Origin of the sequence: Streptomyces sp. NPDC046900 (genome assembly GCF_040644975.1) — a bacterium.
Classification (GTDB): domain Bacteria; phylum Actinomycetota; class Actinomycetes; order Streptomycetales; family Streptomycetaceae; genus Streptomyces.
Window position 1 is genome coordinate 268,184 of record NZ_JBEYXD010000003.1, and the last position, 25,039, is coordinate 293,222.

The window sequence follows — 25,039 nt, forward strand, 5'->3', positions numbered from 1 at the left end:
GGGGCCGAGAGTCCGGAAGGTGCGGGACCGAGGCCGTTCAGGCCGAAGCGGGAGACCGGGGCGGCCCCCAGGGACACGGGCCCGAACGGGGGCGCCGCCCGGACGGCGCCCCCGCGGAGCCTTACGCGTGCTCGCGCCAGCGGTTCGTGATCGGCAGCCGGCGGTCCTTGCCGAAGCCCTTCGCCGAGATCTTCGTGCCCGGCGGGTACTGCCGGCGCTTGTACTCGGCCGTGTCGACCATCCGCAGGGTCCGCACGACCAGGTCACGGTCGAAGCCCGCGGCCACGATGGCGTCCGCGCCCTGGTCCCGGTCGACGTACAGGTCGAGGATCGCGTCCAGGACCGGGTAGTCGGGCAGCGAGTCCGTGTCGACCTGCCCGGGACGCAGCTCCGCGCTCGGCGGCTTCGTGATCGAGTTCTCCGGGATGGGCGGCGTCTGGCCACGCCCCTCAGCTGCCCGGTTGCGCCACCGCGCCAGCTGGAAGACCGATGTCTTGTACACGTCCTTGATCGGGCCGTACGCGCCCACCGAGTCGCCGTACAGCGTCGAGTAGCCCACCGCCAGCTCCGACTTGTTGCCGGGCGCCAGCACGATGTGGCCCTCCTGGTTGGAGATCGCCATCAGCAGCGTGCCGCGGAGCCGGGACTGGAGGTTCTCCTCCGCCAGACCGGTCAGCCCGAGGGCGTCCATGTAGGCGGTGAACATCGTCTCGATGGAGACGGTGCGGAAGTTCAGACCGGTGCGCCGCGCCAGCTCCGCCGCGTCTCCCCTGGAGTGATCGGAGGAGTACTTGGACGGCATGGAGACCCCGTAGACGTTCTCCGCGCCCAGCGCGTCGCACGCGATCGACGCGACCAGCGCGGAGTCGATGCCGCCCGAGAGGCCGATGAGCACCGACCTGAAGCCGTTCTTCCTCACATACGCCCGCAGGCCCACGACCAGCGCCGAGTAGACCTCCTCGTCGTCCTCCAGGCGCTCCGCGTAGCCGCCCGTCAGCTCGGGCTCGTATTCCGGGAGCGGCTCCTCGGACAGCACCAGTCGGTCGATGCGCAGTCCGTCGTCGACGACGCCCTCCGGCGCGTCGGGCTGCGCCGCGGGCAGGTCGAGGTCCAGGACCACACAGCCCTCGGTGAACTGTGGTGCCCGCGCGATCACTTCGCCGTCCGGGCCGACGACGATCGAGTCCCCGTCGTAGACCAGCTCGTCCTGGCCGCCCATCATGGCGACGTAGGCGGTGGTGCAGCCGGCCTCCTGCGCCCGCTTGCGCACCAGCTCCAGGCGCGTGTCGTCCTTCTCGCGCTCGTACGGGGAGGCGTTGATCGAGACCAGCAGCCCGGCCTTCGCGGTCCGCGCGGCCGGCACCCGGCCGCCCTCCTGCCACAGGTCCTCGCAGATGGCGAGCGCCACGTCGATCCCGTGCAGACGCACGACCGGCATGGTGTCGCCCGGCACGAAGTAGCGGAACTCGTCGAAGACGCCGTAGTTGGGCAGGTGGTGCTTGGCGAAGGTGAGGACGACTTCGCCGCGGTGCAGCACCGCCGCGGCGTCCTGCGGGGCGCCGGCCGGCTGGCCGTACTTCGGCTGGGCGGTCTCGCAGCGGTCCAGATAGCCGACGATCACCGGCAGCTCCCCGAGGCCCTCACCGGCGAGGCGCGCGGCGAGGTCCCGCAGGGCCGCGCGAGAGGCCTCGACGAAGGACGACCGCAGGGCCAGGTCCTCGACGGGGTACCCGGTCAGCACCATCTCCGGGAACGCCACCAGGTGCGCTCCCTGCTCGGCGGAGTGACGGGTCCAGCGGAGGATCGCCTCGGCGTTTCCGGCGAGATCACCGACGGTCGAGTCGATCTGATTCAGGGCGAGGCGTAGTTGAGGCACGGCCCCAGTCTAGACGCCAGTAATCGTCAGAGCGACACAATGGGGCTGTGGGACGCCCCACGCCCGGCGTGCCCCCTGCGGCAGCGGGCCGCGGCGGCGGGGGGCCCTGCGATCAGCGTGCGATGCCGGAGAGGCACCGGGGCATCACGGACGAGGTGCCGGCGCGGCGACCGGCCCGGCACACGGGTGCGCCCGCCCCCCTTCAGGACGAGGAGCGGGCGCACGGTCGTCGAACCGCCGAGTGGTGTCAGTGGCGACGGTAGGACTCGACGTAGCCGGGAGCGGGCGAGCCCACACCGGTCACGTCGTCGTAGCCCTTCACGGCCGACAGCGAGCTGTCCTTGCCGAGGCTGCGCACGGAGACGGCCAGACCGTCCGCCGCGTCGAACCCGTTGACGAAGTCGACACGCGCGACCGCGAGGTCCTTGCCGGTCGGCTTGTCCACCACGTCGTGGTACAGCTTCGAGCCGTACTTGGCGTAGATCGTCGGGTTGGCGAAGCCGATCGCCTTGCCACCCCGGGCCTCCTGGGCCAGGGCCTGGACGGCCGCGATGACCGGCGCGGCCAGCGAGGTGCCGCCGATGCGGTACTCGCTGTACTGCTGCGACCCGTCGGGGAAGGTCTGCGTCTGGCCGACCTTGAAACCGGTGTTCGGGTCGGCGATCGCCGCGATGTCCGGGACGACACGGTTGCCCGCCGCGCTGTTGGCCGTGGCCAGCGCGTTCGGGACGACACCCTTCTGGTAGAAGGGCTCCGCCACCGTCTTGCTGGTGCCGCCGCCCGCGCCCGAGGTGTACGCGCCCGGGAAGCCCGTCCAGCTCTTGCCGTCGGCCGACAGGTTCGCCTTCTCGGTGCCCCAGCCGGTCTCCCACTGGTACTTGTCGCCCTTGCCGACGGCCAGCGAGGTGCCGCCGACCGCGGTCACCCACGCCGAGTTGGCCGGGGTGTCGACCTGCTTCGTACCGGTGTGGGCGACCTCGTCGCCGTTGTCGCCGGAGGAGAAGTAGAAGCCGATGCCCTCGACCGCGCCGAACTGGAAGACCTGGTCGTACGCGGCCGCGATGTCCGGCGTCTCGTTGGCCTCGATGTCGCCCCACGAGTTGGAGACGATGTCGGCCAGGTGCCCGTCGACGATCTTGTTGAGCGAGTCGAGCAGATCGTCGTCGTAGCAGGAGGCGGCACCCACGTAGGTGATGCTCGCGTTGGGGGCGACCGCGTGCACGGCCTCGACGTCGAGCGTCTCCTCGCCGTACCAGCCGGCGGCCCCGCACTCCTCGGTCTTCGTGTAGTTCTTCGGCAGCACCTGGCGCAGCTGACCGCCGGTGTACCCGGCATCGCCGTGCTTCTTCGCGTAGGTGGCCGCGTCGAAGGCGATGGTCGGGGAGGCGTAGGCGTCGGTGATGGCGACGCGCACGCCACGGCCCGTGCGGGTGCCCGCGCCGTACGCGGCCCGCAGCTGCTTGCCGGTGTAGCCCTGCACGGCGTACGGGATCTTCGTTCCGTACGCGTCCGGAAGCGTGTTCGCGATGTCCGAGCCGTAGTACGAGGAGAACGGCCCGGAGTTCTTGAAGACGGCGTCCGGCGGCGGCAGCTGGTCGCTGTGGCTCGACTTGTGCGGGGCGTTGTCCAGACCGGTCACGGTCAGGACGGCACCGTTCAGGCTCTCCGGCGCGGTGGCCGCCTTGGACGGCGCGCGGTAGGTCTTCGAGCCCTTGGCGTAGTTGTGCAGCTGGGTCCCGAACGCCCGCTCGGCGGCGGCCACGTCACCGGTGACGGCGACGTAGTGCTGCGTGACGGCGGTGACCTGCAGACCCGCGGCCTTCAGCCACGACGTCACGGCGGCCACCTGGGCCTTGGTCGCACCGAAGCGCTGCTGCGTCTGCTTGGCGCTGAGGTACTTGCCGTACAAGGGCGAAGCCGGGTCGGAGACGGCCTTGGCGTAGGCCGCCAGGCCGGCGGCGTTGCGGCCGGCCAGGTAGACGCGGGCCGAGACCTGGGCACTGTTCGAGGTCGCGCCCTTGTCCGCCTTGGCCGTCGCCCACGCGGGCTTGGTGCCCGCGAGCGCATCCCGGCCGGGGTTGTTCGCGGCGTGCGCCGCCGGTATGCCGAGCGCCAGTGCACCGGCGAGCAGCGGCAGTGTCGCTGCCATGCTCACTCCGGCGCGCGCCGTGGCGCGGTTCGATCTCATATAGCCCCCTGCAATGCGGTTCGTCGCATGTGGTGGTTAGTCGGCGATCCGCGTAGAACCGCCGCGCCGAAGCGCGGCGAATGGATCACACGATGGGGGCCACTCTTTCGATGAACAGTTCATGCCAGGGGAATGAAATGGCCAAGAAGAACTCAAGTAACCGTGAGTATGGGTCATTTGAGACGGTTTCGGCGAACCCCGTCTGTTGCGGATTGATTGCGATCACCCGGAGATCCTTGCGGCGGCCGGAGCGCACGACAGGGCGCCTGGGTGTGCGAGGGGTCAGTCCTGTGGCGCGGCGCCGCGTTCCTTGAGCATGGTCGCCATCAGTTCGATCTCCGACTGCTGCGCGTCGACCATGCCCTGCGCGAGCTTCTTCTCCACGCCCACCGTGCACTTGGCGACACAGCCCTCGGCCATGTGGATGCCGCCCTTGTGGTGTTCGGTCATCAGCTGCAGATAGAGGATCTCGGCCTGCTTGCCCTGAAGCGTGTCCAGCTTCTTCAGGTCGGTGTTGGTCGCCATGCCCGGCATCAGCGCGCCGTCCTGGCCGGGGGGCATGTCACCCATGCCCATCCATGTCATCGGCGGATCGGCGGACACCTTCGGCAGTCCCCACAGGTCGAGCCAGCCCAGCAGCATGCCGCGCTGGTTGGCCTGCGTCTGTGCGATGTCGTAGGCGAGCCGGCGCACTTCCTCGTTCTGCGTGCGGTCGCGCACGATGTACGACATCTCGACGGCCTGCTGGTGGTGGACCGCCATGTCCCGGGCGAAACCCGCGTCCGCCGACTCGGCGGTGGGCACCTTGGCCGTGGCCCCGGCGTCCTCGGCGACCGCGTAGGTGACCGCTCCGGCCGCGACGAGCACCGCCGCGGCCGATCCCGCGATCCAGCCGATGTGCCTCATTGGCCCAGCCCGCCGGTGCAGGCGGCGCCCGGCTCGGGCGTCTGGGAGCCCTGGACGAACTGGGCGAAGAACTTGTCGACGTCCGGGTCGCTCGCGCTCTTCACCGTGCGCTGGTGCGCCCAGGCGCTGAGCATGATCGGGTCCTTCTGGTCCTCGACCGGGCTCATCAGCGTGTACGGCGTCTTGTGCACCTTGGCCGCGAGCGCGTCGACATCGGCCTTGGACGCCTTGGAGTTGTACGTCACCCAGACCGCCCCGTGCTCCAGCGAGTGCACGGCGTTCATGTTGTTGAGGGGCTTGGTGTAGACGTCGCCGTTGCAGTTCTGCCAGACCGGGTTGTGGTCACCGCCGACCGGGGGCTCCATCGGGTAGTTCACGGTCTTGGTGGTGTGGGTGCGGCCCAGCGTGCCCTTCCAGGTGTTCACCCCGTCGGCGCCGGCGACGAAGTGGCCCGACCCCTTGGAGTCGTCGGCCGCGGAGGCCTTGTCACCGGACTGCGACTGGATGAGGACGACACCGCCGACGACGAGACCGGCGACGACGACCACGCTCGCGGCGATGGTGAGGATCCGGTTGCGACGCTCACGGGCGCGCTCGGCGCGACGCATCTCCTCTATTCGCGCCTTGCGCTCGTTGGAGCCGGTCTTGTTGGCGGAACCCATGGCGAGTCCTTTGGGAAAGAGACGGGCGGGACCGCTGATCGTAGTGGGAACGGGGCCGCCCGCATGTAGGGAGGTCACGGGAATGGCGGAACAAGTGATTTTCCTGCCATTAATTTGAATCTTGGATGCACATTATTTACGCTGGCGGCATGCGACTGTTGCGCTCCACCGACCTGGCGCTGCGCGTCCTGATGAGGCTCGCCGTCGCAGGCGAGGCCCACCCCACGACCCGAGAGGTCGCGGCGGCCATGGACGTGCCCTACACGCACGCTGCGAAGGTCGTCGCCGAACTCCAGCACATGGGGCTGCTCGCGGCGCGGCGCGGCCGGGGCGGCGGGCTCACGCTCACCGAGGCCGGGCGCGAGGCATCGGTCGGCGGTATCGTGCGCGCCTTCGAGGGGGACGACGACGTCGTCGAGTGCGAGGGTGCCACGCCCTGCCCGCTGCACACCGGGTGCCGGCTGCGCGGCGCGCTCCGGCGGGCCCAGGAGGCGTTCTTCGCCTCACTGGACCCGCTGACGATAGAGGACATGGTCGCGGCACCGACGGGACCGCTGCTGCTGGGCATCTCCCGGATGCCCTCCTCCTGACCGGTTCGCGGACCGGCCGGAGGTTCCGTCAGCCCTGGGCCAGCCAGAGGTCGGGTCCGAACACCTCGTAGTGGATGTCGGCGGGTGCCACGCCCTTCTCGAGAAGCTGGGTCCGGACGGCCCGCATGAAGGGCAGCGGACCGCACAGGTACGCGCGCGTGCCCGAGGCGACGGCAACCCGGGAGAGGTCGACACGGCCGGTCTGCGCGGACTGCGGCGCGTCCTGCTCGTACCAGAAGTGCACGGCGGCGTCCTCCAGCTTGTCCGCGAAGCCTTCGTGGTCGGCGCGCAGGGCGTGCACGGCGGGGGAGCGGTCCGCGTGCACGACCGTGACCGGGGAGCCGTGGCCGGTGCGGGCCAGCTCCTCCAGCATGGCGATCATCGGGGTCACGCCGATGCCGGCGGAGGCGAACAGCAGGGGTGCCTCGTCCGCGTCCAGGACGAGGTCGCCGTACGGAGCGGACAGCTCCACGGTGTCGCCCTCCTCCACGCGTGCGTGCAGGTGGCTGGAGACCTCCCCGTCGGGGCCCGCGTCGCCCTGCACGCGCTTGACGCTGATCTGCCGCAGCGGTGAGCCGGGCGCGGAGGAGAGGCTGTACTGGCGGATCTGCCGGGCGCCGTCCGGCAGTTCGACGCGGACGGAGACGTACTGGCCGGGGCGGAAGTCCGGGACGGGGCCGTCATCGGCCGGGCGCAGCTGGAAGGTGGCGACGTCCGCGGTCTCCTCGACGCGCCCCATGACCCGCCAGGTCCGCCAGCCGGTCTGCCCGCTCGCCTCGTACAGCCGCTTCTCGATCGCGATCAGTGCGTTCGCCATCAGCCAGTAGACCTCGTCCCAGGCGGCCGCCACCTCGGGGGTGACCGCGTCGCCGAGCACCTCCACGATGGCCGCGAAGAGGTGCTGGTGGACGACCTTGTACTGCTCGGGCGCCACCCCCAGTGAGGCGTGCTTGTGGGCGATGCGGCTCAGCATCACGTCGGGCCGCTCGTCGGGGTGGTCCACCAGGTAGGCGGCGAAGGCGGCGATCGAGCCCGCCAGGGCCTGCCGCTGGGTGCCGGCCGCCTGGTTGCCGCGGTTGAAGAGGTTCCGCAGCAGATCCGGGTGGGCGGTGAACAGCCCGTCGTAGAAGCGCTCGGTGATCTCCGGGAGTGCGGCGCCGACCGCGGGGAGGGTGGCACGGACGGTGGCGGCGGACTGCTCGGACAGCATCGGGACTCCTTTGCGAAGGGTGGTTGCGGCGCCTTGGCCTCTCCAGCACGGTAATAAAAGTTGCATCTGAGATGCAAATTAAGAACGACGCTGAGCGCACGAGGCACGCCATTACGCAGGGGCCGACGAGCAGGCAAGATGGGCGGCAGAGCGAGGCATCCGCTCATGCGAGGCGTTCAGCCCGAGGCCGGCCGGTCGATCAAGGTCCGCAACGCGCACGAAATGGTGTTGTGGTGGGATGCTCAGGTGCCCGACCGCCTCCTGCGGAACCGGCGACAGGCGGCCTGACCAGCAAGGATGGGGAAGCTGAAGATGGACAAGCAGCAGGAGTTCGTGCTCCGTACGCTGGAGGAGCGCGACATCCGGTTCGTACGCCTGTGGTTCACGGACGTGCTGGGCTTCCTCAAGTCCGTGGCCGTGGCGCCCGCCGAACTCGAGCAGGCCTTCGACGAGGGCATCGGCTTCGACGGTTCCGCCATCGAGGGCTTCGCCCGGGTGTACGAGTCCGACATGATCGCCAAGCCGGACCCGTCGACCTTCCAGGTCCTGCCGTGGCGCGCCGAGGCCCCGGGCACCGCACGGATGTTCTGCGACATCCTCATGCCCGACGGATCCCCGTCCTTCGCCGACCCGAGGTACGTGCTCAAGCGCGCCCTCGCCCGCGCCTCCGACCTCGGCTTCACCTTCTACACCCACCCGGAGATCGAGTTCTTCCTGCTGAAGGACCGGCCCCTCGACGGCACCCGCCCGACCCCGGCCGACAACTCCGGTTACTTCGACCACACCCCGCAGAACGTGGGCATGGACTTCCGCCGCCAGGCGATCACCATGTTGGAGTCCATGGGCATCTCGGTCGAGTTCTCCCACCACGAGGGCGCGCCGGGCCAGCAGGAGATCGACCTGCGCTATGCGGACGCGCTGTCCACCGCCGACAACGTCATGACCTTCCGCCTGATCATGAAGCAGGTGGCGCTGGAGCAGGGCGTGCAGGCCACCTTCATGCCGAAGCCCTTCTCGGAGCATCCGGGCTCCGGCATGCACACGCACCTGTCCCTGTTCGAGGGCGACCGCAACGCGTTCTACGAGTCGGGCGCCGAGTACCAGCTCTCCAAGGTCGGCCGCTCCTTCATCGCGGGCCTGCTCCGGCACGCGGCGGAGGCCTCGGCGGTCACCAACCAGTGGGTGAACTCCTACAAGCGCATCTGGGGCGGCTCCGAGCGCACCGCGGGCGCGGGCGGCGAGGCGCCGTCGTACATCTGCTGGGGTCACAACAACCGCTCGGCCCTCGTCCGCGTCCCGATGTACAAGCCGGGCAAAACCGGTTCGGCGCGGGTCGAGGTCCGCTCGCTCGACTCCGGCGCCAACCCCTACCTGGCCTATGCCGTCCTGCTGGCCGCCGGCCTCAAGGGGATCGAGGAGGGCTACGAACTCCCGCCGGGCGCCGAGGACGACGTGTGGGCCCTGACGGACGCCGAGCGCCGCGCGATGGGCATCGAGCCGCTGCCGCAGAACCTCGGCGAAGCGCTCGCCCTGATGCAACGCAGCGACCTGGTCGCCGAGACCCTCGGCGAACACGTCTTCGACTTCTTCCTGCGCAACAAGCAGCACGAGTGGCACGAGTACCGCAGCGAGGTCACGGCCTTCGAGCTGCGGAAGAACCTGCCGGTGCTGTAAGCGCAGGTCAAAGGCCATAGGCCAACAAAAAGCCGTGGGGCCTACGACCAGTCGTCGTAGGCCCCACGGGCTCTCTTCCGGCTCTGGGCCGTCTACGGGCCGTCTGGCGCGGAGGCGGCGTCGTACATGCCGTCCACGGCTTTCCGGGTCCGTCCCTCGCTGCTCGGCATGAGGTGCGTGTAGACCCTCAGCGTGAACCCTGGGTCAGTGTGCCCGAGGTACTTGCGGTGGCGAGGGAGTCCAACTCTTTCTTCACACGCCGATGTTGGACTCACTCCTTCCAGGCGCGTTAGCGAGTCCCTGGAACAGACCAGCACTTGGAGATTGGTGACTGCGGACTCAGGCGCCCACGGTCCCGTCGACACCCTCGCGCAGAAAGTCCGCGTGCCCGTTGTGGCGGCCGTACTCCAGGAGCACGTGCACCATCACCATCCGCAGCGATACTTCCTCGCCCCATCTGGGCTGATACCCGGCCCGGTCCAGGGACTCAGCCTCCCGCTCGATACGGCGCGAGTTCTCCACCTCGGCCTCCCAGGCCCCGAACGCCTCGTTCCTGGTCGACGCGCTCGCGTTGTACGCCGCCTGGAAGTCGATCTTGTCGGACCAGACCATGGGCACATCGTTGTCCTCGAACACCCGACGGAACCAAGCACGCTCCACCTCCGCCATGTGCCGGACCAGACCGAGCAGCGAGAGCGTGGACGGCGGCATCGACTGCTGCCGCAGCTCCTCGTCGGTAAGCCCTTCGCACTTCATGGCAAGGGTCGCGCGGTGGTAGTCGAGGAAAGTCCGCAGCATGTCACGTTCGCTTCCAAAACTGGGCGGCCCTATGCGATTGTCGACGGTCACTGGCTGCACCCCTCATCCGCGCATGCATTTCAGGGTCAGTATCTACTCCCGTCGACTGTCCCCAGACGAGGGCCACCGGACCCGACTGTCACCACGGAAGTCGCAGGTCACAGGAATCAGCAAGGCTCATCGGTCACCCGCAGCCGCAGCTACCCCTTGGAATCGATCATATAGGCGGTGTCTCTTCGATCCGGTCCGTTCCTCAGCGGCGGACCAAGCAGAACGGATGCCCCGCTGGGTCGGCATAGATACGCCAACTCCGCCCGCCCGCACCACCGTCCAACACCCTCGCGCCCTGGGCCAGTACCTGCTCTTCAGCCTGGTCCAGGTCCGCAACGCCCAAGTCCAGGTGAAACTGCTGTGGACGGGTTGGGTCCGGCCACAGCGGCGGCTGGTAGCCCACTGCCCGCTGGAAGGCCAGGACGACACCGGACACCGTGTGCAACGTCGCCCAGTCGTCACTCAACGCCCACCGCCGATCTGGCCGGTTGACGGTGCCACCAAGGATCGACTGGTAGAACGCCGCCAACTCCATCGGCTCGGGGCAGTCCAGCACCACACACTGCATGTCAGCGATCATGGGCCGATCCTAGGCGGACCTCACCGCCGACTCTCAGCAGCAAAGATCAGAGAGACACCACCCAGGGCGTTACAGGTTTCTCTACCTCATCAAGCACCTGTCGTCGCTCCGCTCCCGCCCAAGAGGCAGGCACACGGAGCATGAGGTCAGAACACGTCGCGGCTGGGGCGGTCGGCTCCACGACTTTAGAGGTCGTTCTCTTTCCGAACCTCGTGTGCTCCTTTTGCTGGTCAGACATGAGATCGCGGCTGTCGCGGAAGTCTCGGCTCGTTGCTGGCCGGGACGTTAAGGGGGTGGCGGACCCTGACGGCAGAAGATGACGGCAACGGAGCCGTACGCATGGGGACCTTGGCGGTAGCAGGGGGACTGCCTTGAGCCCTTGTAGCAGCAACGTGGCAGCGCGCTTCGTCGCAAGCTCCCGCCGCTCCAAGGGCAGGACATGATCTCCTCTGGGCCGTCTCTGGGCCGTGCGAGGGCGGCCGAAGGTGACCAACAATGACAGAGGCCCACGGCGCCTGAACTGGTCAGAGCCGTGGGCCTGTTCTGCCTCGCTGGTCAGCCGGGCGACTGTTCAGTACACCGGCTACTGATCGCAGTTACCGGCGCTTGCCACACCCATTGAGACTCCGCCGACCTCCGCGAGCATCGTGACCGTTGCGTTAGGCGTTGTAAAAAGGTTGATCCACCTCGGACGGATCGGCCTTGACCCAGTTGCGCTGCTGTTGGTCTAGGTGTTCACCAGCCACTGACGCCCGTCGATGAGTTCGCGAACCGCATCAAGGTGGCCGGCGTGGCACGCGGTCTCAGTGATCACATGGAGCAGGACATCCCGAAGATTGTGCAGGCGCCACTCACTCTCCGGAAAGGGCCACCAGACCAAGTCGGCATCTGCAGATGAGGCGGCGATGACGGCATCCGCCAGGGACGCCTCATGGCGATAGCGGTCAAGGACATCGGCGGCCGGCAGCCCCGAAGCCACCTGCCATGCGCTGTCTTGGCTGCTCACCAGGTCGATGACCACCGGATCCCCAGCCACAACGGCACGGAAGTACAAACGCTCCACCGACAGCGTGAGGTGCTGCACCATCCCCAGGCAACTCCACCCAGAGGGCAGCACCGGGCGCCGCAGCGCCTCCTCGCTGAGCCCTTCCACTGCCCCCAACACGTGGTCTCGCTGCACCTGCAAGACACTCAGCAGCGCCGTGATCTCAGCGTCCACCACCACGGTCACTTCGCCACCTCCCGGATACCACACTGCTTGATTGCTGCCAGGCACTCGATGGCGGCAGCGAGCGCGGTGATGCCACCCGCGCCTGCGTACTCGCTCGTGCAGTTCATGTGCTGCTTCCTCTCCCGAAGGGCCACCTGTGTACAGAGTTGGAAACGCTTTGAGCTGGGACTTCACTACCCCCAGCGGTCATCCTCCTCTCCGCGGTTGTGGTGTTGCCAGGCCCGGGGGGCCCGCCGGTTCGTTCTCCAGTCGACGCAGTGTCACCGCTTCACCAAATGCGACGACCTCTTAAGCCCGGAGAACTGGCAGTGCGTCACATCGAAAGGGCTACCACCCGCGCTTTTGGCCCAGACGGGGCCTCTTCGGGCTTGCTGGGATGTGGCCCGTTGAAGCACGCACACCGCAACCGGGTGGGGGCGGTCCGCAGGAATACGGGGCCTCGACCGTGCAGCCGGGACCGTCGTCGGGTTCCAGTTCAGGAGCAGCAGCCTGAGCCGTCCGTGATGGGCGGTCCGCTGTGGAGGTCGTCGTCGTGGCCTGCGGTGATCCGTGCCCATTGCGCGGTCGGCCGTCCGTCCTTGCGGAACTGCTGACCGAGGGTTTCGTACGGCTGCGGCCAGCCTGGCGGGGAGTCCTCCCAGGTTTCCTGCCGTCCGTAGACGGTCATGTCGAGGATGCCGTAGGAGGGCGCCATGGGTTCGACGCCGCGGCCGGTGGTCCAGTACGTCTCGTAGACGCGTTCTCCGTCGCTGAGGTAGCTCGCTTTCATTCCGAAGTGGCGGCCGGCGAGGAGTGGTTCGCGTGACTCGGCGGGTACGGAGTACCAGGGCATGTCCCAGCCCATGAAGCGGCGGTAGCGTTCGGACTCGTCGAACGGGCCCTGGCAGAAGACGGCGAAGGTGACGTCACGCTGGTGCAGATAGGACAGTTCGCGGACCTGCCCGGTGAAGAAGGTGCAACCCTCACACTGGTCGGCTGCGGGGCGGCCGTCGTGCCACATGTGATACGAGACGAACAGTTGGGTGCGGCCCTCGAAGACATCGATCAGGGGGACCTCTCCGTTGCCTCCGACGAGCGGAGTTGATGGGTCCACCTCCGTCATGGGCAGCCGTCGCCGCGCGGCGGCGATCGCGTCGCCCTCCCGGGTGTGCGCCTTCTCCCGGGCGCGCACGGTGTCGACGGCGGTCAGCCACTCCCGGCGGGAGGCGACCGGTGGTTTGTTCACAGCAGTCATGCCCGTACTGACCCGACCGCACACAAGAACTCATCGGTGGAGCCCGAGGCAGGCCCTGCTGACCACGACCTCGCCGGAGTACACGGTCCTCGCGATGGAGAGGGCCCGTTGGCCGTGCGCAACGTCGGCTTGGCCTGCGGTCTGACGCCGGCCGCCGATAATCCCGATACAGACATAGCCGAGGGCGACGATACCGGCTGCTACGGAGCCGATGAGCACCACCCATATCTGATCCATGCAGAGGGACCTGCCGTACGAGTCCGGCGGTGGAACTGGTCACCCCGCACTCCAACACATGCAGCGCCGCCTGACGGCAACGGTTGACGGCAACGTGTATGCACGCTGCAGTACGGTTCGTGTTGTTCGCCGCGTGGAACGGAGCAGCGCTTGCACACGCGGACTCCACGAAATGCCGTCCGACAACGACGGACTCCCGGGAATCCAGGTGGGCCATCGCGATGCGAGGAGGAATTCGCCAACTCGGCGCCGCTCTCACCGTCGCTCCGCCGGCGCAGATGTGGGCGTGCGGGGGATGGATCCAGCTCACCCTGATCGGCCTGGCGTCTCCGGCCCGGTGCCCATGTCTCGAAGGCGGGGCCTGAGCGTCCGTCAGGAGATGTACGCGGGCGACACAGCCGCGCTGTCCATGCGCAGCGGCTTGCCCGTGCCGTCGGCCGGGAGCTCGTAGAGGTCCGCCCCGTAGTCGCCGGGCAGGGCGTACACGATCGTGTGCCCGTCCCGCCAGACCGCCTGGTCGTCCACGCTGCGCGGCTCCGCGAGCGGGGTCTCGCGCAGTGTGCGCAGGTCGAGGACGTACAGGTGCCAGGGCGCGTCCTTGGGGAGGCCCTTCACCCGTTTCTTGAAGGCGATGCGGGTGCCGTCGGGGGACAGGGAGGGGCACTCCACGTTGCTGTGGAGCGTGGTGAGGGTGCGGGCCCGCAGGTCGCCGCGGACCAGGTAGGTCGTGCCCTTCGTCGCCAGCGTCGCGTAGAACGTGCGGTCGTCGGCCGCGAAGGTCACCCCCCAGAAGTTCACGTCCGCCGCCCGGTAGGTCCTGCCGTCCTTGATGACGCGGTACGCCTCCAGGGAGGGGGTCAGCGCTCCGGTCCGGGTGTTCACGATCGCCGTGCGGGTCGAGAAGTTCGTACCGGCGTACGAGTCCCCGCCCACGAAGGCGGTCCAGGCCGCGTAATGGCCGCTGGGGGAGACCCGGGCGCGGGAGGGGATGCCGGGGACGTCGTAGTGCGCCCTTTCGCGCAGGGCCGCGTCGAGGATCAGCGCGCGGTAGGTGTCCGAGACCGCGCCGTGGACGGCCTGGAGGCACACTCCGGTGCCCGAAGCGGCGTAGAAGCGCAGGCACTTGACGCCCGACGCCGTGCGCGGGCCGGCGGGGTCGGTGGCCGGGACCGACGCGAGCTCGTCGCGGTGCGGGCCCCACGCCAAGTTGCGGAACACCAGGCGGCCGGGCTCCGTCAGGGTGACCGTGCCGGAGGCGACCCGGGGGCCGCCCGCCTGGGGCTGGTTTCTGCGCTCGGCCCGCGCCGAGGCGTGCAGCACCGAGGCCGTGGCGACCCCCGCCAGCAGCACCAGAGCCGTGAGCAGGACCAGGATGCGGGTGCGTGCCGTCATACCGTGCCTTCCGTGCGCACAGGAGCCCTGCCGTGGGGGCGCAGGGACAGAGCGAACGCCGCGCAGACGGCCAGCGCCGCCGTCGACGCCATGAGTGCCGTACGGTCGCCCCACAGCGTCCAGGCCGCTCCGAACGCCAGCGAGCAGGAGAAGCGGGCCAGCGCCTGGCCCGTCTGCACAAGAGCGAGACCGGACGAGCGAAGGGCTTCCGGGACGCTGTCGGACGCCGCCGCCATCAGCACACCGTCGGTCGCCGCGTAGAAGCCTCCGTGCAGGGCGAGCACGAGATACGGCAGCGCGGTCGAGTGCCAGGAGGTGAGCAGCAGGGCGTACGCCAGGAGCAGCGCGCCGTGGCCCGCGAGGAAGATCCGCCAGCGGCCGACCCGGTCGGCGAGTCGTCCCAGCGGCATCGCCAGCAGCAGGAAGGCCGCCGCCGTGCCCAGCGGCAGCAGCGCGAACCAGCGGTCGGGCACGCCGAGGCGCCGTTGCAGCAGCAGGTAGACGAAGGAGTCGCTGACCGTCGCGAGGCCCAGCAACAGCGCGCAGACCGTGATCCGGCGCAGATCGCGGCGGCGCAGGAGGGCCAGGGCGGCGCGGAGGGTCGGCCGGATTCCGTCGCCGGGCTCCGTGTCGCGGCCGCCGCCCGGTACGAACAGCACCAGCGCCAGCACGCCCACGACGGCGACGCAGAAGCTCACCGTGAACACCGCGTCGTACCCGTCCACCGTGGCCCGCAGGATCAGGAAGGCCACGAGCGGCCCGAGCAGCGCGCCCGCCGTGTCCATCGCGCGGTGCACTCCGAAGGCACGGCCGCGGGTCTCCGGCGTGCTGGACAGGGAGATCAGCGCGTCCCGGGGCGCCGTGCGCAGGCCCTTGCCGGTGCGGTCGGCGGCCAGGACCAGGCCGATGGGGGTCAGGGAGTGCGTCAGCAGCAGGAGCGGTTTGCACAGCGCCGAGATGCCGTAGCCGAACCCCGCCACCCACTTGTGCCGGCCGTTGCCCCGGTCGGCGAGATGGCCTCCGGCCAGCCGTACGAGTGCGGAGAAGCCGTTGTAGATCCCGTCCAGGAGCCCGAAGCCCAGCGGGGAGAGGCCGAGGCCCGTCACGAGGTACAGCGGGAGCACCGCCGTGACCATCTCGGACGAGACGTCGGTGATCAGGCTGACCGTGCCGAGCGCGAGCACCGTCGGTGCGACCGCGGACAGGCGCCGCCCGGTGGAGGACCGGACGGCGCCGTCCGCGGACACCGGCGCCGGGTTTCCGGCGCGGCTGTCCGCGACGTACATCTCAGGACGTCCAGATGCCGGTGATGTCCTTGGCGGAGGCCGCGTTGCCCGCGTGCGTCGTCAGGCCCTGCGTGTCCTCCAGGGTGCGCAGCAGGTCGTAGTGGTTGTACGTGGTGGAGCTGCTGGACCCGGCCGCCACCTGCTGGCCGTACAGGACGGTCGGGATGCGGTTGCCGCTGAGCCGGTTGTCCTCGTCGAAGGTGACGACGAGCAGGCTGTTGTGGGTCTTGGCCCACGTGGCGTATGCGCCCAGGTTGTTCTTCAGCCAGGTGTCACCGGTCGACACCGAGCAGTCGTGCATGTCGCTGCACAGGTTGGGGACCACGAAGGACAGCTGAGGCAGCGTGGAGTAGTCGGTGGGGAACTGCGCGAAGGTCTTCGCGCTCGACGTGGGCACGTTGCTGAATCCGAACCAGGGGTTGTGCTTGCGCGCGTAGTTGCCGCTGCTGCACGTGGTCGAGCCCTGGCTGGGCAGCGTCTCGTTGTAGCTCCCCCAGCTCCGGCCCGCGGCGATGAGCTCCGAGGCCAGGTTCCGGGCGGAGGAGAAGCCGGGCGTGTAGCAGCTGTCGTCCGTGATGCCCTGGGTGGAACCGGAGAACAGCGCGAAGTAGTTGGGCTGGCTGGGGTGGGTGATGGCGTACGACTGGGTGAGGTTGGCGCCGCTGCTCTTGAGCGAGTTGATGTACGGGGCGCTGGAGGAGCCGATCACCTGGCTGTACGCGTGGTTCTCGAAGACCACGACGACCACGTGGTCCGGGCTGGGGACGGCGCCCGCGGCGTGCGCGGGGGACTCGCCGCCGAGCCCGGTCCACAACCCGATGGCCGCCGCGGCGAACGCCGCCGCAGACGCCACGACGGCACGGCCGCGGCGGTACAGGGAACTGCCGGACACTTGGACCTCCGGTGAGGGGAGGGTACGGGGTGGCGGTGCGCACAGAGCATGCACACGCCAAAATGCCCGTGGTCCACGGTGCCTGCCCCGGCGGGTGAAGAGCGGGTGAATTGCTCTTTCGCGGCCGGCCCCGTCGGTGTCCCGAGGCGGGCGGGGCTCCCTTCGGCGGCCTCCGCCGGGCTGGGGCACACCGGTCGGGCCTTCCGCCCGCGCCTACGGCTCCGTCGGCCCCGTCCGGTTCGGGCGCATGTACGGTTGCGCTCTCCGCCACCCCGGAGGCGCCGCCGCGGCCCGGCCACGGCACCGGTCGCGTATCGTCCGGCACCGCACGGCGCCCCCGGCCCGCACTGCGGTTACGCTCAAAGTCTCAGGACCTTGATCCAGGGCGGGAGGCCGAGGGATGACCGTGCCGCAGGGGCGCAGGAGCAGTACCTTCACCCGGCTGCTGAGGCACGGCTTCACCGATCCATCCGCCGCCGAGCGGCTCCTGGAGAGCGTCGAGCTGGCGCCCATAAGGTCCGATCCCGTCCTGCTGGAGGCGCTCGGCGCGACCGCCGACCCCGATCTGGCACTGCACGGTCTCGTCCGGCTGCTGGAGGCGCAGCCCGCCCCCACCGCCCGGCGCGAACTGCTCGACACCCTGATCTCGGCCAAGCCCCTGCGCGACCGGCTGCTCGGGGTCCTCGGCGCCTCCGCCGCGCTCGCCGACCACCTCGCCCGCCATCCCGGCGACTGGCACGTGCTGGTCACCTACGAGCCGCAGGACCTCCACCCCGGTGTGGCGGAGTTCGAACGTCAGCTCGCCGGGGTCGCCGACCCGGTCCTGCTGCGCGTCGCCTACCGCCGCTGTCTGCTGTCGATCGCGGCACGCGACGTGTGCGGCACCACGGACGTGGCCCAGACCGCCGCCGAACTGGCGGACCTCGCCACCGCCACCCTGCGCGCCGCCCTCGCCATGGCCCGGGCGGCGGCCCCCGACGACGCGGCGAGCTGCCGGCTCGCGGTGATCGCCATGGGCAAGTGCGGCGGCCACGAGCTGAACTACGTCTCCGACGTGGACGTCATCTTCGTCGGCGAGCCCGGCAACGGCGCCGACGAGCGCAAGGCACTGCAGGCCGCGACCCGGCTCGCCTCGCACATGATGCGGATCTGCTCCGAGACGACCGTGGAGGGCAGCATCTGGCCCGTCGACGCCAATCTGCGGCCCGAGGGCAGGAACGGCCCGCTCGTGCGCACCCTCAGCAGCCACCTCGCGTACTACCAGCGCTGGGCCAAGACCTGGGAGTTCCAGGCCCTGCTCAAGGCGCGCCCGGTGGCCGGCGACACCGGACTGGGCGAGGAGTACGTCGCCACCCTCGCCCCGCTCGTGTGGCAGGCCGCCGAGCGCGAGAACTTCGTCGCCGATGTGCAGAAGATGCGCCGCCGGGTGGTCGCCAACATCCCCGTCAGGGAGATCGAGCGCGAACTCAAGCTCGGCCCGGGGGGCCTCAGGGACGTCGAGTTCGCCGTCCAGCTGCTGCAGTTGGTGCACGGCCGGTCCGACACCTCGCTGCGCAGCGGAAGCACCCTGGACGCGCTGAAGGCACTCGCGGCCGGCGGCTACGTCGGGCGCGCCGACGCCGTGCAACTCGACGAGGCGTACCGGTTCCTGCGGTCTCTCGAGCACCGCATCCAGCTGTACCGGCTGCGCCGTACCCATCTCGTCCCCGAGGACGTGGCAGATCTGCGGCGCCTCGGCCGCTCCCTCGGCCTGCGCACCGACCCCGTCGACGCACTGCGGCGCGAGTGGAAGCGGCACACCAGCGTCGCACGCCGGCTGCACGAGAAGCTCTTCTACCGGCCGCTGCTCGACGCCGTCGCCCAACTGGCCCCCGGCGAGGCCCGGCTGAGCCCCGACGCGGCCCGGGAACGGCTCGTGGCGCTCGGCTACGCGGACCCGGCGGCCGCGCTGCGCCACCTGGAGGCGCTGGCGTCCGGGGTCACCCGCAAGTCCGCCATCCAGCGCACCCTGCTGCCCGTGCTGCTCGGCTGGTTCGCCGACTCCGCCGACCCGGACGCCGGTCTGCTCAATTTCCGCAAGGTGTCGGACGCGCTCGGCAAGACGCCGTGGTACCTGCGGCTGCTGCGGGACGAGGGCGCGGCCGCCGAGAACCTCGCCCGGGTCCTGTCCGCCGGCCGGCTCGCCCCCGACCTGCTGATGCGCGCGCCCGAGGCGGTGGCCCTCCTGGGCGACGGTGAGGGCGGCGGGCTCGAGCCCCGCCCGCGCGCCCACCTGGAACAGGAGATCCTCGCCGCGGTCGGCCGCGCGGAGAACGCCGAGCAGGCGGTCGCCTTCGCGCGCGGAGTACGGCGGCGCGAGCTGTTCCGTACGGCCGCCGCGGACATCGTCGGCTCGTACGGCAGCGAGGAGGCCCCGGCCCCGTCCGACCAGGGCGCGCTGATCGACATGGTCGGCGGCGCGGTCTCGGACCTGACGGCGGCCACCCTCGCGGGCACGCTCCGCGCGGTGGTCCGCGGAGGCTGGGGAGACACCCTGCCCACCCGGTTCGCGGTCATCGGCATGGGCCGCTTCGGCGGACACGAGCTGGGCTACGGATCCGACGCGGACGTGCTGTTCGTGCACGAGCCACGGGAGGGCGTGGACGAGCGGGAGGCGGGGGAGGCGGCGAACAAGGTGGTCGCCGAGATGCGGCGGCTGCTCCAGCTGCCCAGCACCGACCCGCCGCTGCTGGTCGACGCCGATCTGCGGCCCGAGGGCAAGTCCGGACCGCTCGTGCGCACCCTTACGTCGTACGAGGCGTACTACCGGCGCTGGTCGCTCACCTGGGAGTCGCACGCGCTGCTGCGGGCCGAGCCCGTCGCGGGGGACGAGGACCTCGGTCGTCGCTTCATCGAGCTGGTCGACCCGCTGCGGTACCCGGCGGGGGGCCTCGGCGACGAGGCCGTACGGGAGATCAGGCGCCTGAAGGCGCGCATGGAGTCGGAACGGCTGCCGAGGGGCGCCGACAAGACGCTCCACACCAAGCTGGGCCGGGGCGGTCTGTCGGACGTGGAATGGACGGTCCAGCTGCTGCAGCTACGGCACGGCCGGGAGGAACCGGGCCTGCGCACCACCCGCACCCGCGCCGCGCTCGCCGCGGCCCACGCCGCGGGACTGATCCCCGACATGGAGGCAGCGATACTGGACGAGGCCTGGGTCCTCGCCTCGCGGGTGCGCAACGCCGTGATGCTGGTGCGGGGCCGGGCGGGCGACACCTTCCCGTCCCAGAGCCGGGAGCTCGCCGCGGTGGGCCGCTACCTGGGGTACGGGCCGGGGCACGTGGGCGACATGCTCGACGACTACCGGCGCACGACCCGCAGGGCCAGGACCGTCGTGGAGGAGCTGTTCTACGGAACGTAGCCGCCGCCACCGACGGTGACGGGCGTCAGGCTCCGGTGCCAGGTGCGCGGCAGTGCGTAGGGCATGGCTCCGTACCACAGCGACGCCACCGCGAAACCGACCGTCAGACAGACCGTTCCGCCCACGGCGTCCAGCCAGAAATGGTTCGCCGTGGCAACGATCACCAGGAGGGTCCCCGCCGGGTACAGCAGCCCCAGCACCCGCACCCAGGGCACCGTCGCCAGAGCGAAGATGGTCAGGCCGCACCACAGCGACCAGCCGATGTGCATCGACGGCATCGCCGCGTACTGGTTCGACATGTGTTTCAGGTCGCCCGACGCCATCGAGCCCCAGGTGTGGTGGACCATCACCGTGTCCACGAAGTCGCCGCCGTCCATCAGCCGCGGTGGGGCGAGCGGGAAGAAGTAGTAGCCGAGCAACGCCACGGCCGTGGTGGCGAACAGAGCGAGCCGCGTCGCCGCGTACCGGCCCGGATGGCTGCGGTACAGCCATACGAGGACACCCAGCGTCACCACGAAGTGCAGTGTGGCGTAGTAGTAGTTCATCCCCACGATCAGCCATGTCGCGGAATTGGCGGCGTGGTTGACCGAGTCCTCCACGGCGATTCCCATGTGCTGCTCGACTCGCCACAGCCAGTCGGCGTTGTTCAGCGCCGCGGCCTTCTGCTCCGGCACGGCGTTGCGGATCAGCGAGTACGTCCAGTAACTCACCGCGATGAGGAGGATTTCGAACCAGAATCGAGGGCGCCGGGGAGTACGGATCCGTCGCAGCAGGCCCTGCCTCGCGCGGTCCTCGGTCTCCTCCGTGACAGTGCCGGCGGTCTGCCTCCGGCCGTCCACCACAGTCACGGTCTCGTCACCCATAGGCACAGAGTCTGCCAGATAAGCGTTCCCCCACCGATCATCCCCTGGAAGGGTTCCGGCCGCATGTTCTCCACTCGCGGACCCCAAGGGGCCCGGGGGACTACTGCCTAGGGACGACTTCGGTCACCAGGAGCAGAAGCCGTCGACCCTCGCACCACCAGCTCCGGCATGAACACGAATTCACTGTGCGGCGCGGGCGTCCCACCGATCTCCTCCAGCAACGTCCGCACGGCCGCCTGACCCATGGCCGGGACCGGCTTGCGGATCGTCGTCAGCGGCGGGTCCGTGAAGGCGATCAGCGGGGAGTCGTCGAAACCCACCACCGAGATGTCCGTGGGCACTTCCAGCCCCCGCTGGCGTGCCGCGCGTATCGCGCCGAGCGCCATCATGTCGCTCGCGCACACCACCGCCGTGCACTCCCGGTCGATCAGCGCGGACGCCGCCGCCTGTCCGCCCTCCAGCGTGTACAGCGAGTGCTGGATCAGCCGTGACTCGATGTCGTCGGTGGACAGCCCGAGCTGTTCCTGCACGGTGCGGACGAAGCCCTCTATCTTCCGCTGCACCGGCACGAACCGCTTGGGCCCGAGGGCCAGCCCGATCCGCGTGTGCCCCAGCGACACCAGGTGCGTGACCGCGAGGGACATCGCGGCGCGGTCGTCGGGGGAGATGAACGGCGCCTCGACCTTGGGCGAGAAGCCGTCCACGAGCACATAGGGCACGCCCTGGGCGCGCAGCCGCTCATAGCGCTGGACGTCGGCGGTGGTGTCGGCGTGCAGCCCCGAGACATAGATGATGCCCGCGACCCCGCGGTCCACGAGCATCTCGGTCAGCTCGTCCTCCGTGGAGCCGCCCGGTGTCTGGGTCGCCAGCACGGGCGTGTACCCCTGCCGGGTCAGCGCCTGACCGATGACCTGCGCCAGGGCCGGGAATATCGGGTTCTCCAGCTCCGGAGTGATCAGGCCCACCAGGCCCTCGCTGCGCTGCCGCAGCCGCACGGGGCGCTCGTAGCCGAGTACGTCCAGGGCGGCGAGGACGGATTGGCGGGTGGTCGCGGCGACGCCCGGCTTGCCGTTCAGGACACGGCTGACCGTCGCCTCGCTGACGCCCGCCTGGGCCGCGATGTCGGCAAGGCGTGTGGTCACGGGATGGGACTGTACCGGCCGTATGTCCGGTTGCCCACCAAAGGGACGCCGGCTCCGGGCGGTAGAACGGCCCGCTGCGGGCTGCTGCGTCATCGCGCTCCCTCGTGTTCGTCTCGGCGTCCGGTCCGCAACGGGATCGTCCCTCGTGGCGGTGACGTATGGCAAGAGCTTGCAGAGTCTTGCACAAGTGGCCGGCTTCCCCGCCGATCAGGCACAAGGCAAGACACCAGGCCCTCACGACCAGATCACGGCCCGGTAACCGTCGTCGGCTCTTTCACTTTTTTGCTGCAAGGTCTTTCGCAAGGCTTACATCGCTGTTACGTTCACGTCGCCCGGCGGCCGCAACGGCGCAGTCGGCAAGTCGACAGGGGCGGCGGACGGGACCGCCACCTGTAGCACACGGGCTTTCACCCTCAAGGAGAACTCATGCGGCGTGGCATAGCGGCCAGCGCGCTGGTGGCGTCCCTCGCCCTCGCGGCGACGGCGTGCGGCGGGAGCGACAGCGGCAGCGACAAGTCGGACGGCCCGGTGACCATCACGTGGTGGGACACCTCCAACGCCACCAATGAGGCGCCGACGTACAAGGCACTGGTCGCGGACTTCGAGAAGGCCAATCCGAAGATCAAGGTCAAGTACGTCGACGTCCCCTTCGACCAGGCGCAGAACAAGTTCGACACCGCCGCCGGCTCCAAGGGCGCCCCCGACGTGCTGCGCTCCGAGGTCGGCTGGACCCCCGCCTTCGCGAAGAAGGGCTACTTCCTGCCGCTGGACGGCACCGAGGCCCTCGCGGACAAGGACAAGTTCCAGGCCAGCCTGATCCAGCAGGCCCAGTACGAGGGCAAGACCTACGGTGTGCCCATCGTCACCGACACCCTGGCGCTCGTCTACAACAAGGCCCTCTTCCAGAAGGCCGGCATCACCGAGGCCCCCAAGACCTGGGACGAGCTGAAGTCCGACGCCGCCAAGGTCAAGGACAAGGCCGGCGTCGACGGCTACTGGGGCTCCACCCAGGCCTACTACGCGCAGTCCTTCCTCTACGGCGAGGGCACCGACACGGTCGACGCCTCCGCCAAGAAGATCACCGTCAACTCGGACGCCGCGAAGAAGGCCTACGGCACCTGGCTGAGCCTGTTCTCCGGCAAGGGCCTGCACAAGGCCGACACCACCGCCGACGCCTACGCCCACATCCAGGACGCGTTCGTCAACGGCAAGGTCGCCGCGATCATCCAGGGCCCCTGGGAGATCACGAACTTCTACAAGGGCTCGGCCTTCACGGACAAGTCCAACCTCGGCATCGCCACCGTCCCGGCCGGCTCGGCCGGCAAGGCGGGCGCCCCGACCGGCGGCCACAACCTCTCCGTGTACGCCGGCTCGGACAAGGCCCACCAGGAGGCGGCCCTGAAGTTCGTCAACTTCATGACCTCGGCCAAGTCCCAGGAGACCATCGCCCTGAAGAACTCCACGCTGCCCACGCGTGACGACGCCTACAGCGCGCAGGTCAAGGCCGACCCCGGCATCGCCGGCTACCAGGGCGTGCTCGCCGCCGCGCAGCCGCGCCCGGCGCTGCCCGAGTACAGCTCGCTGTGGGGCCCGCTCGACACCGAGCTGCCCAAGATCGCCGGTGGCAAGGAGCCCCTGGACAAGGGCCTGAGCAACGCGGAGCTCGCGATCGCCAAGCTGGTTCCGGACTTCAGCAAGTAAGCCCGTGTGGCCGCCGGATCCTCCTCGCAGAAGGGGGAAGGATCCGGCGGCCGCCGGCCTGTGCCCAGGCCCCTCCCCTGACCCGCAGACCTTCGAGAAGGTTGTCGAACCATGACAGTCGTCATCGACCGCGCCACCGGCAAGCGCCGCGGTGACCGCGCCCCGCGGCCCGGCCTGGGCCGGCGCCTGAAGAACGGGTACCAGAAGCACTGGTACGCGTACGCCATGATCACCCCGGTGGCCGTCGTGCTCGGGGTGCTGGTGCTGTACCCGCTGGTGTACGGCCTCTATCTCACGCTTACCGACGCCAACAGCCTCAACACCGCCCGCACGATCGGCGTCAACCACATCGACGCCACCTACAAGTTCATCGGGCTCGACAACTACAAGGACATCCTGTTCGGGCCGACGTCGTACGACCGCTTCTGGTCGCACTTCGTATGGACGATCGTGTGGACGGTCTCCTGTGTCGTCCTGCACTACAGCATCGGCCTCGGCCTCGCTCTGCTGCTCAACCAGAAGTTCCGCGGCCTGACGTTCTACCGCCTCATCCTGGTCCTGCCCTGGGCCGTGCCCACCTTCGTCACCGTCTTCGGCTGGCGGTTCATGCTCGCCGACGGCGGCATCATCAACGCCGCCCTCCACGCCCTCCATCTGCCGACACCCCTGTGGCTGGAGGACACCTTCTGGCAGCGGGCCGCCGCGATCCTGGTGAACACCTGGTGCGGTGTGCCGTTCATGATGCTCTCGCTGCTCGGCGGCCTGCAGGCCATCGACACCTCGCTGTACGAGGCAGCAGAGATGGACGGCGCGAGCGCCTGGCAGCGCTTCCGGTACGTCACCCTGCCGGGCCTGCGAGCCGTCAGCTCCACCGTCGTGCTCCTCGGCATCATCTGGACGTTCAACCAGTTCGCCATCATCTTCCTGCTGTTCGGCAACACCGCGCCGGACGCCCAGATCCTTGTCACCTGGGCGTACCAGTTGGGCTTCGGTCAGCAGCCGCGCGACTTCGCGCAGTCCGCGGCCTACGGCATCCTGCTGCTGGCCATCCTGATCGTCTTCACCTCCTTCTACCGCCGCTGGCTGAACCGCAATGACCAGCAGATCGCGATCTGAGGCAGGAGTC

At 69.5% G+C, this 25,039-nt stretch carries 20 protein-coding genes; 5 read left to right on the plus strand and 15 right to left on the minus strand.

Going from position 1 to position 25,039, the window contains the following annotated elements; translation table 11 throughout:
* Positions 1-121 precede the first annotated feature (121 nt).
* The 4 genes from ABZ904_RS05335 to ABZ904_RS05350 all read right to left on the minus strand — a co-directional run bounded on the left by ABZ904_RS05335 (position 122) and on the right by ABZ904_RS05350 (position 5,632).
* Complete coding sequence (locus tag ABZ904_RS05335; protein ID WP_359393401.1) at positions 122-1,876, minus strand: NAD+ synthase; 1,755 nt, start codon at positions 1,874-1,876, stop codon at positions 122-124.
* Between the two features lie 247 nt (positions 1,877-2,123).
* Positions 2,124-4,025 (minus strand): S53 family peptidase, encoded by a 1,902-nt coding sequence (locus tag ABZ904_RS05340; RefSeq protein ID WP_359393403.1) that lies wholly within the window; start codon positions 4,023-4,025, stop codon positions 2,124-2,126.
* A gap of 321 nt (positions 4,026-4,346) precedes the next feature.
* Complete coding sequence (locus ABZ904_RS05345) at positions 4,347-4,970, minus strand: DUF305 domain-containing protein (protein WP_359393405.1); 624 nt, start codon at positions 4,968-4,970, stop codon at positions 4,347-4,349.
* The gene (locus tag ABZ904_RS05350; protein ID WP_359393407.1) at positions 4,967-5,632 is read right to left on the minus strand and encodes a DUF3105 domain-containing protein; all 666 of its coding nucleotides are present in this window, start codon (positions 5,630-5,632) and stop codon (positions 4,967-4,969) included. The genes ABZ904_RS05345 and ABZ904_RS05350 overlap by 4 nt, the downstream gene beginning before the upstream one ends.
* Positions 5,633-5,781: 149 nt before the next feature.
* Here ABZ904_RS05350 and ABZ904_RS05355 point away from each other — a divergent pair, with 149 nt between their 5' ends.
* Positions 5,782-6,222, plus strand: a complete 441-nt coding sequence (locus ABZ904_RS05355; RefSeq protein WP_361821250.1) for an Rrf2 family transcriptional regulator — start codon at positions 5,782-5,784, stop codon at positions 6,220-6,222.
* 28 nt (positions 6,223-6,250) lie between these two features.
* Here the strand turns inward: ABZ904_RS05355 and ABZ904_RS05360 are convergent, their stop codons facing one another.
* Entirely contained in the window at positions 6,251-7,432 is a 1,182-nt protein-coding gene (locus tag ABZ904_RS05360) for a globin domain-containing protein (protein WP_361821253.1), read from the minus strand.
* A 312-nt stretch (positions 7,433-7,744) separates the two neighbouring features.
* Between ABZ904_RS05360 and ABZ904_RS05365 the strand changes: the two genes are divergently transcribed.
* Entirely contained in the window at positions 7,745-9,106 is a 1,362-nt protein-coding gene (locus ABZ904_RS05365; protein ID WP_359393438.1) for a glutamine synthetase family protein, read from the plus strand.
* Positions 9,107-9,445: 339 nt separating this feature from the next.
* Here ABZ904_RS05365 and ABZ904_RS05370 read toward each other — a convergent pair whose 3' ends face one another.
* The 8 genes from ABZ904_RS05370 to ABZ904_RS05405 form a co-directional block, all read right to left on the minus strand.
* Complete coding sequence (locus ABZ904_RS05370) at positions 9,446-9,955, minus strand: DinB family protein (protein WP_359393413.1); 510 nt, start codon at positions 9,953-9,955, stop codon at positions 9,446-9,448.
* A gap of 202 nt (positions 9,956-10,157) precedes the next feature.
* Complete coding sequence (locus ABZ904_RS05375; RefSeq protein WP_360988964.1) at positions 10,158-10,535, minus strand: VOC family protein; 378 nt, start codon at positions 10,533-10,535, stop codon at positions 10,158-10,160.
* 727 nt (positions 10,536-11,262) lie between these two features.
* Positions 11,263-11,766, minus strand: coding sequence for a DinB family protein (locus tag ABZ904_RS05380; protein ID WP_359406492.1), 504 nt, complete (start codon positions 11,764-11,766; stop codon positions 11,263-11,265).
* A 475-nt stretch (positions 11,767-12,241) separates the two neighbouring features.
* A complete protein-coding gene (locus ABZ904_RS05385; protein WP_361821257.1) occupies positions 12,242-13,000 on the minus strand; it encodes a DUF899 family protein in 759 nt (252 codons plus the stop codon).
* A 30-nt stretch (positions 13,001-13,030) separates the two neighbouring features.
* On the minus strand, positions 13,031-13,237 hold the full coding sequence (locus ABZ904_RS05390) for a hypothetical protein (RefSeq protein WP_359406487.1): 207 nt from the start codon (positions 13,235-13,237) through the stop codon (positions 13,031-13,033).
* Positions 13,238-13,609: 372 nt separating this feature from the next.
* Positions 13,610-14,629: a TolB-like translocation protein gene (locus tag ABZ904_RS05395; protein ID WP_361821260.1), complete on the minus strand. Its 1,020-nt coding sequence runs from the start codon at positions 14,627-14,629 to the stop codon at positions 13,610-13,612.
* Positions 14,626-15,915, minus strand: coding sequence for an MFS transporter (locus ABZ904_RS05400; protein ID WP_360988972.1), 1,290 nt, complete (start codon positions 15,913-15,915; stop codon positions 14,626-14,628). The genes ABZ904_RS05395 and ABZ904_RS05400 overlap by 4 nt, the downstream gene beginning before the upstream one ends.
* A 1-nt stretch (position 15,916) precedes the next feature.
* Positions 15,917-16,807: an alkaline phosphatase family protein gene (locus ABZ904_RS05405; protein ID WP_361821263.1), complete on the minus strand. Its 891-nt coding sequence runs from the start codon at positions 16,805-16,807 to the stop codon at positions 15,917-15,919.
* Positions 16,808-17,207: 400 nt separating this feature from the next.
* On the opposite strand from ABZ904_RS05405, the gene ABZ904_RS05410 reads away from it, so the two are divergent.
* The gene (locus ABZ904_RS05410; RefSeq protein ID WP_359406476.1) at positions 17,208-20,207 is read left to right on the plus strand and encodes a bifunctional [glutamine synthetase] adenylyltransferase/[glutamine synthetase]-adenylyl-L-tyrosine phosphorylase; all 3,000 of its coding nucleotides are present in this window, start codon (positions 17,208-17,210) and stop codon (positions 20,205-20,207) included.
* Here ABZ904_RS05410 and ABZ904_RS05415 read toward each other — a convergent pair.
* Complete coding sequence (locus ABZ904_RS05415) at positions 20,195-21,070, minus strand: phosphatase PAP2 family protein (RefSeq protein ID WP_359406473.1); 876 nt, start codon at positions 21,068-21,070, stop codon at positions 20,195-20,197. The genes ABZ904_RS05410 and ABZ904_RS05415 overlap by 13 nt on opposite strands.
* Before the next feature lie 107 nt (positions 21,071-21,177).
* The gene (locus ABZ904_RS05420) at positions 21,178-22,212 is read right to left on the minus strand and encodes a LacI family DNA-binding transcriptional regulator (RefSeq protein WP_359406470.1); all 1,035 of its coding nucleotides are present in this window, start codon (positions 22,210-22,212) and stop codon (positions 21,178-21,180) included.
* A gap of 426 nt (positions 22,213-22,638) precedes the next feature.
* Here ABZ904_RS05420 and ABZ904_RS05425 point away from each other — a divergent pair, with 426 nt between their 5' ends.
* Positions 22,639-23,913, plus strand: coding sequence for an extracellular solute-binding protein (locus ABZ904_RS05425; protein ID WP_360988986.1), 1,275 nt, complete (start codon positions 22,639-22,641; stop codon positions 23,911-23,913).
* 111 nt (positions 23,914-24,024) lie between these two features.
* Entirely contained in the window at positions 24,025-25,029 is a 1,005-nt protein-coding gene (locus ABZ904_RS05430; RefSeq protein WP_359406464.1) for a sugar ABC transporter permease, read from the plus strand.
* Positions 25,030-25,039 lie beyond the last annotated feature (10 nt).

What these genes read in the sequence shown, in the direction of transcription:
- ABZ904_RS05340 (WP_359393403.1), bottom strand. Translation starts at nt 4,025, where the DNA reads ATGGCAGCGACACTGCCGCTGCTCGCCGGTGCACTGGCGCTCGGCATA.
- ABZ904_RS05345 (WP_359393405.1), bottom strand. Translation starts at nt 4,970, where the DNA reads ATGAGGCACATCGGCTGGATCGCGGGATCGGCCGCGGCGGTGCTCGTC.
- ABZ904_RS05350 (WP_359393407.1), bottom strand. Translation starts at nt 5,632, where the DNA reads ATGGGTTCCGCCAACAAGACCGGCTCCAACGAGCGCAAGGCGCGAATA.
- ABZ904_RS05355 (WP_361821250.1), top strand. Translation starts at nt 5,782, where the DNA reads ATGCGACTGTTGCGCTCCACCGACCTGGCGCTGCGCGTCCTGATGAGG.
- ABZ904_RS05360 (WP_361821253.1), bottom strand. Translation starts at nt 7,432, where the DNA reads ATGCTGTCCGAGCAGTCCGCCGCCACCGTCCGTGCCACCCTCCCCGCG.
- ABZ904_RS05365 (WP_359393438.1), top strand. Translation starts at nt 7,745, where the DNA reads ATGGACAAGCAGCAGGAGTTCGTGCTCCGTACGCTGGAGGAGCGCGAC.
- ABZ904_RS05375 (WP_360988964.1), bottom strand. Translation starts at nt 10,535, where the DNA reads ATGATCGCTGACATGCAGTGTGTGGTGCTGGACTGCCCCGAGCCGATG.
- ABZ904_RS05385 (WP_361821257.1), bottom strand. Translation starts at nt 13,000, where the DNA reads ATGACTGCTGTGAACAAACCACCGGTCGCCTCCCGCCGGGAGTGGCTG.
- ABZ904_RS05390 (WP_359406487.1), bottom strand. Translation starts at nt 13,237, where the DNA reads ATGGATCAGATATGGGTGGTGCTCATCGGCTCCGTAGCAGCCGGTATC.
- ABZ904_RS05395 (WP_361821260.1), bottom strand. Translation starts at nt 14,629, where the DNA reads ATGACGGCACGCACCCGCATCCTGGTCCTGCTCACGGCTCTGGTGCTG.
- ABZ904_RS05400 (WP_360988972.1), bottom strand. Translation starts at nt 15,915, where the DNA reads ATGTACGTCGCGGACAGCCGCGCCGGAAACCCGGCGCCGGTGTCCGCG.
- ABZ904_RS05410 (WP_359406476.1), top strand. Translation starts at nt 17,208, where the DNA reads ATGACCGTGCCGCAGGGGCGCAGGAGCAGTACCTTCACCCGGCTGCTG.
- ABZ904_RS05415 (WP_359406473.1), bottom strand. Translation starts at nt 21,070, where the DNA reads ATGGGTGACGAGACCGTGACTGTGGTGGACGGCCGGAGGCAGACCGCC.
- ABZ904_RS05425 (WP_360988986.1), top strand. Translation starts at nt 22,639, where the DNA reads ATGCGGCGTGGCATAGCGGCCAGCGCGCTGGTGGCGTCCCTCGCCCTC.
- ABZ904_RS05430 (WP_359406464.1), top strand. Translation starts at nt 24,025, where the DNA reads ATGACAGTCGTCATCGACCGCGCCACCGGCAAGCGCCGCGGTGACCGC.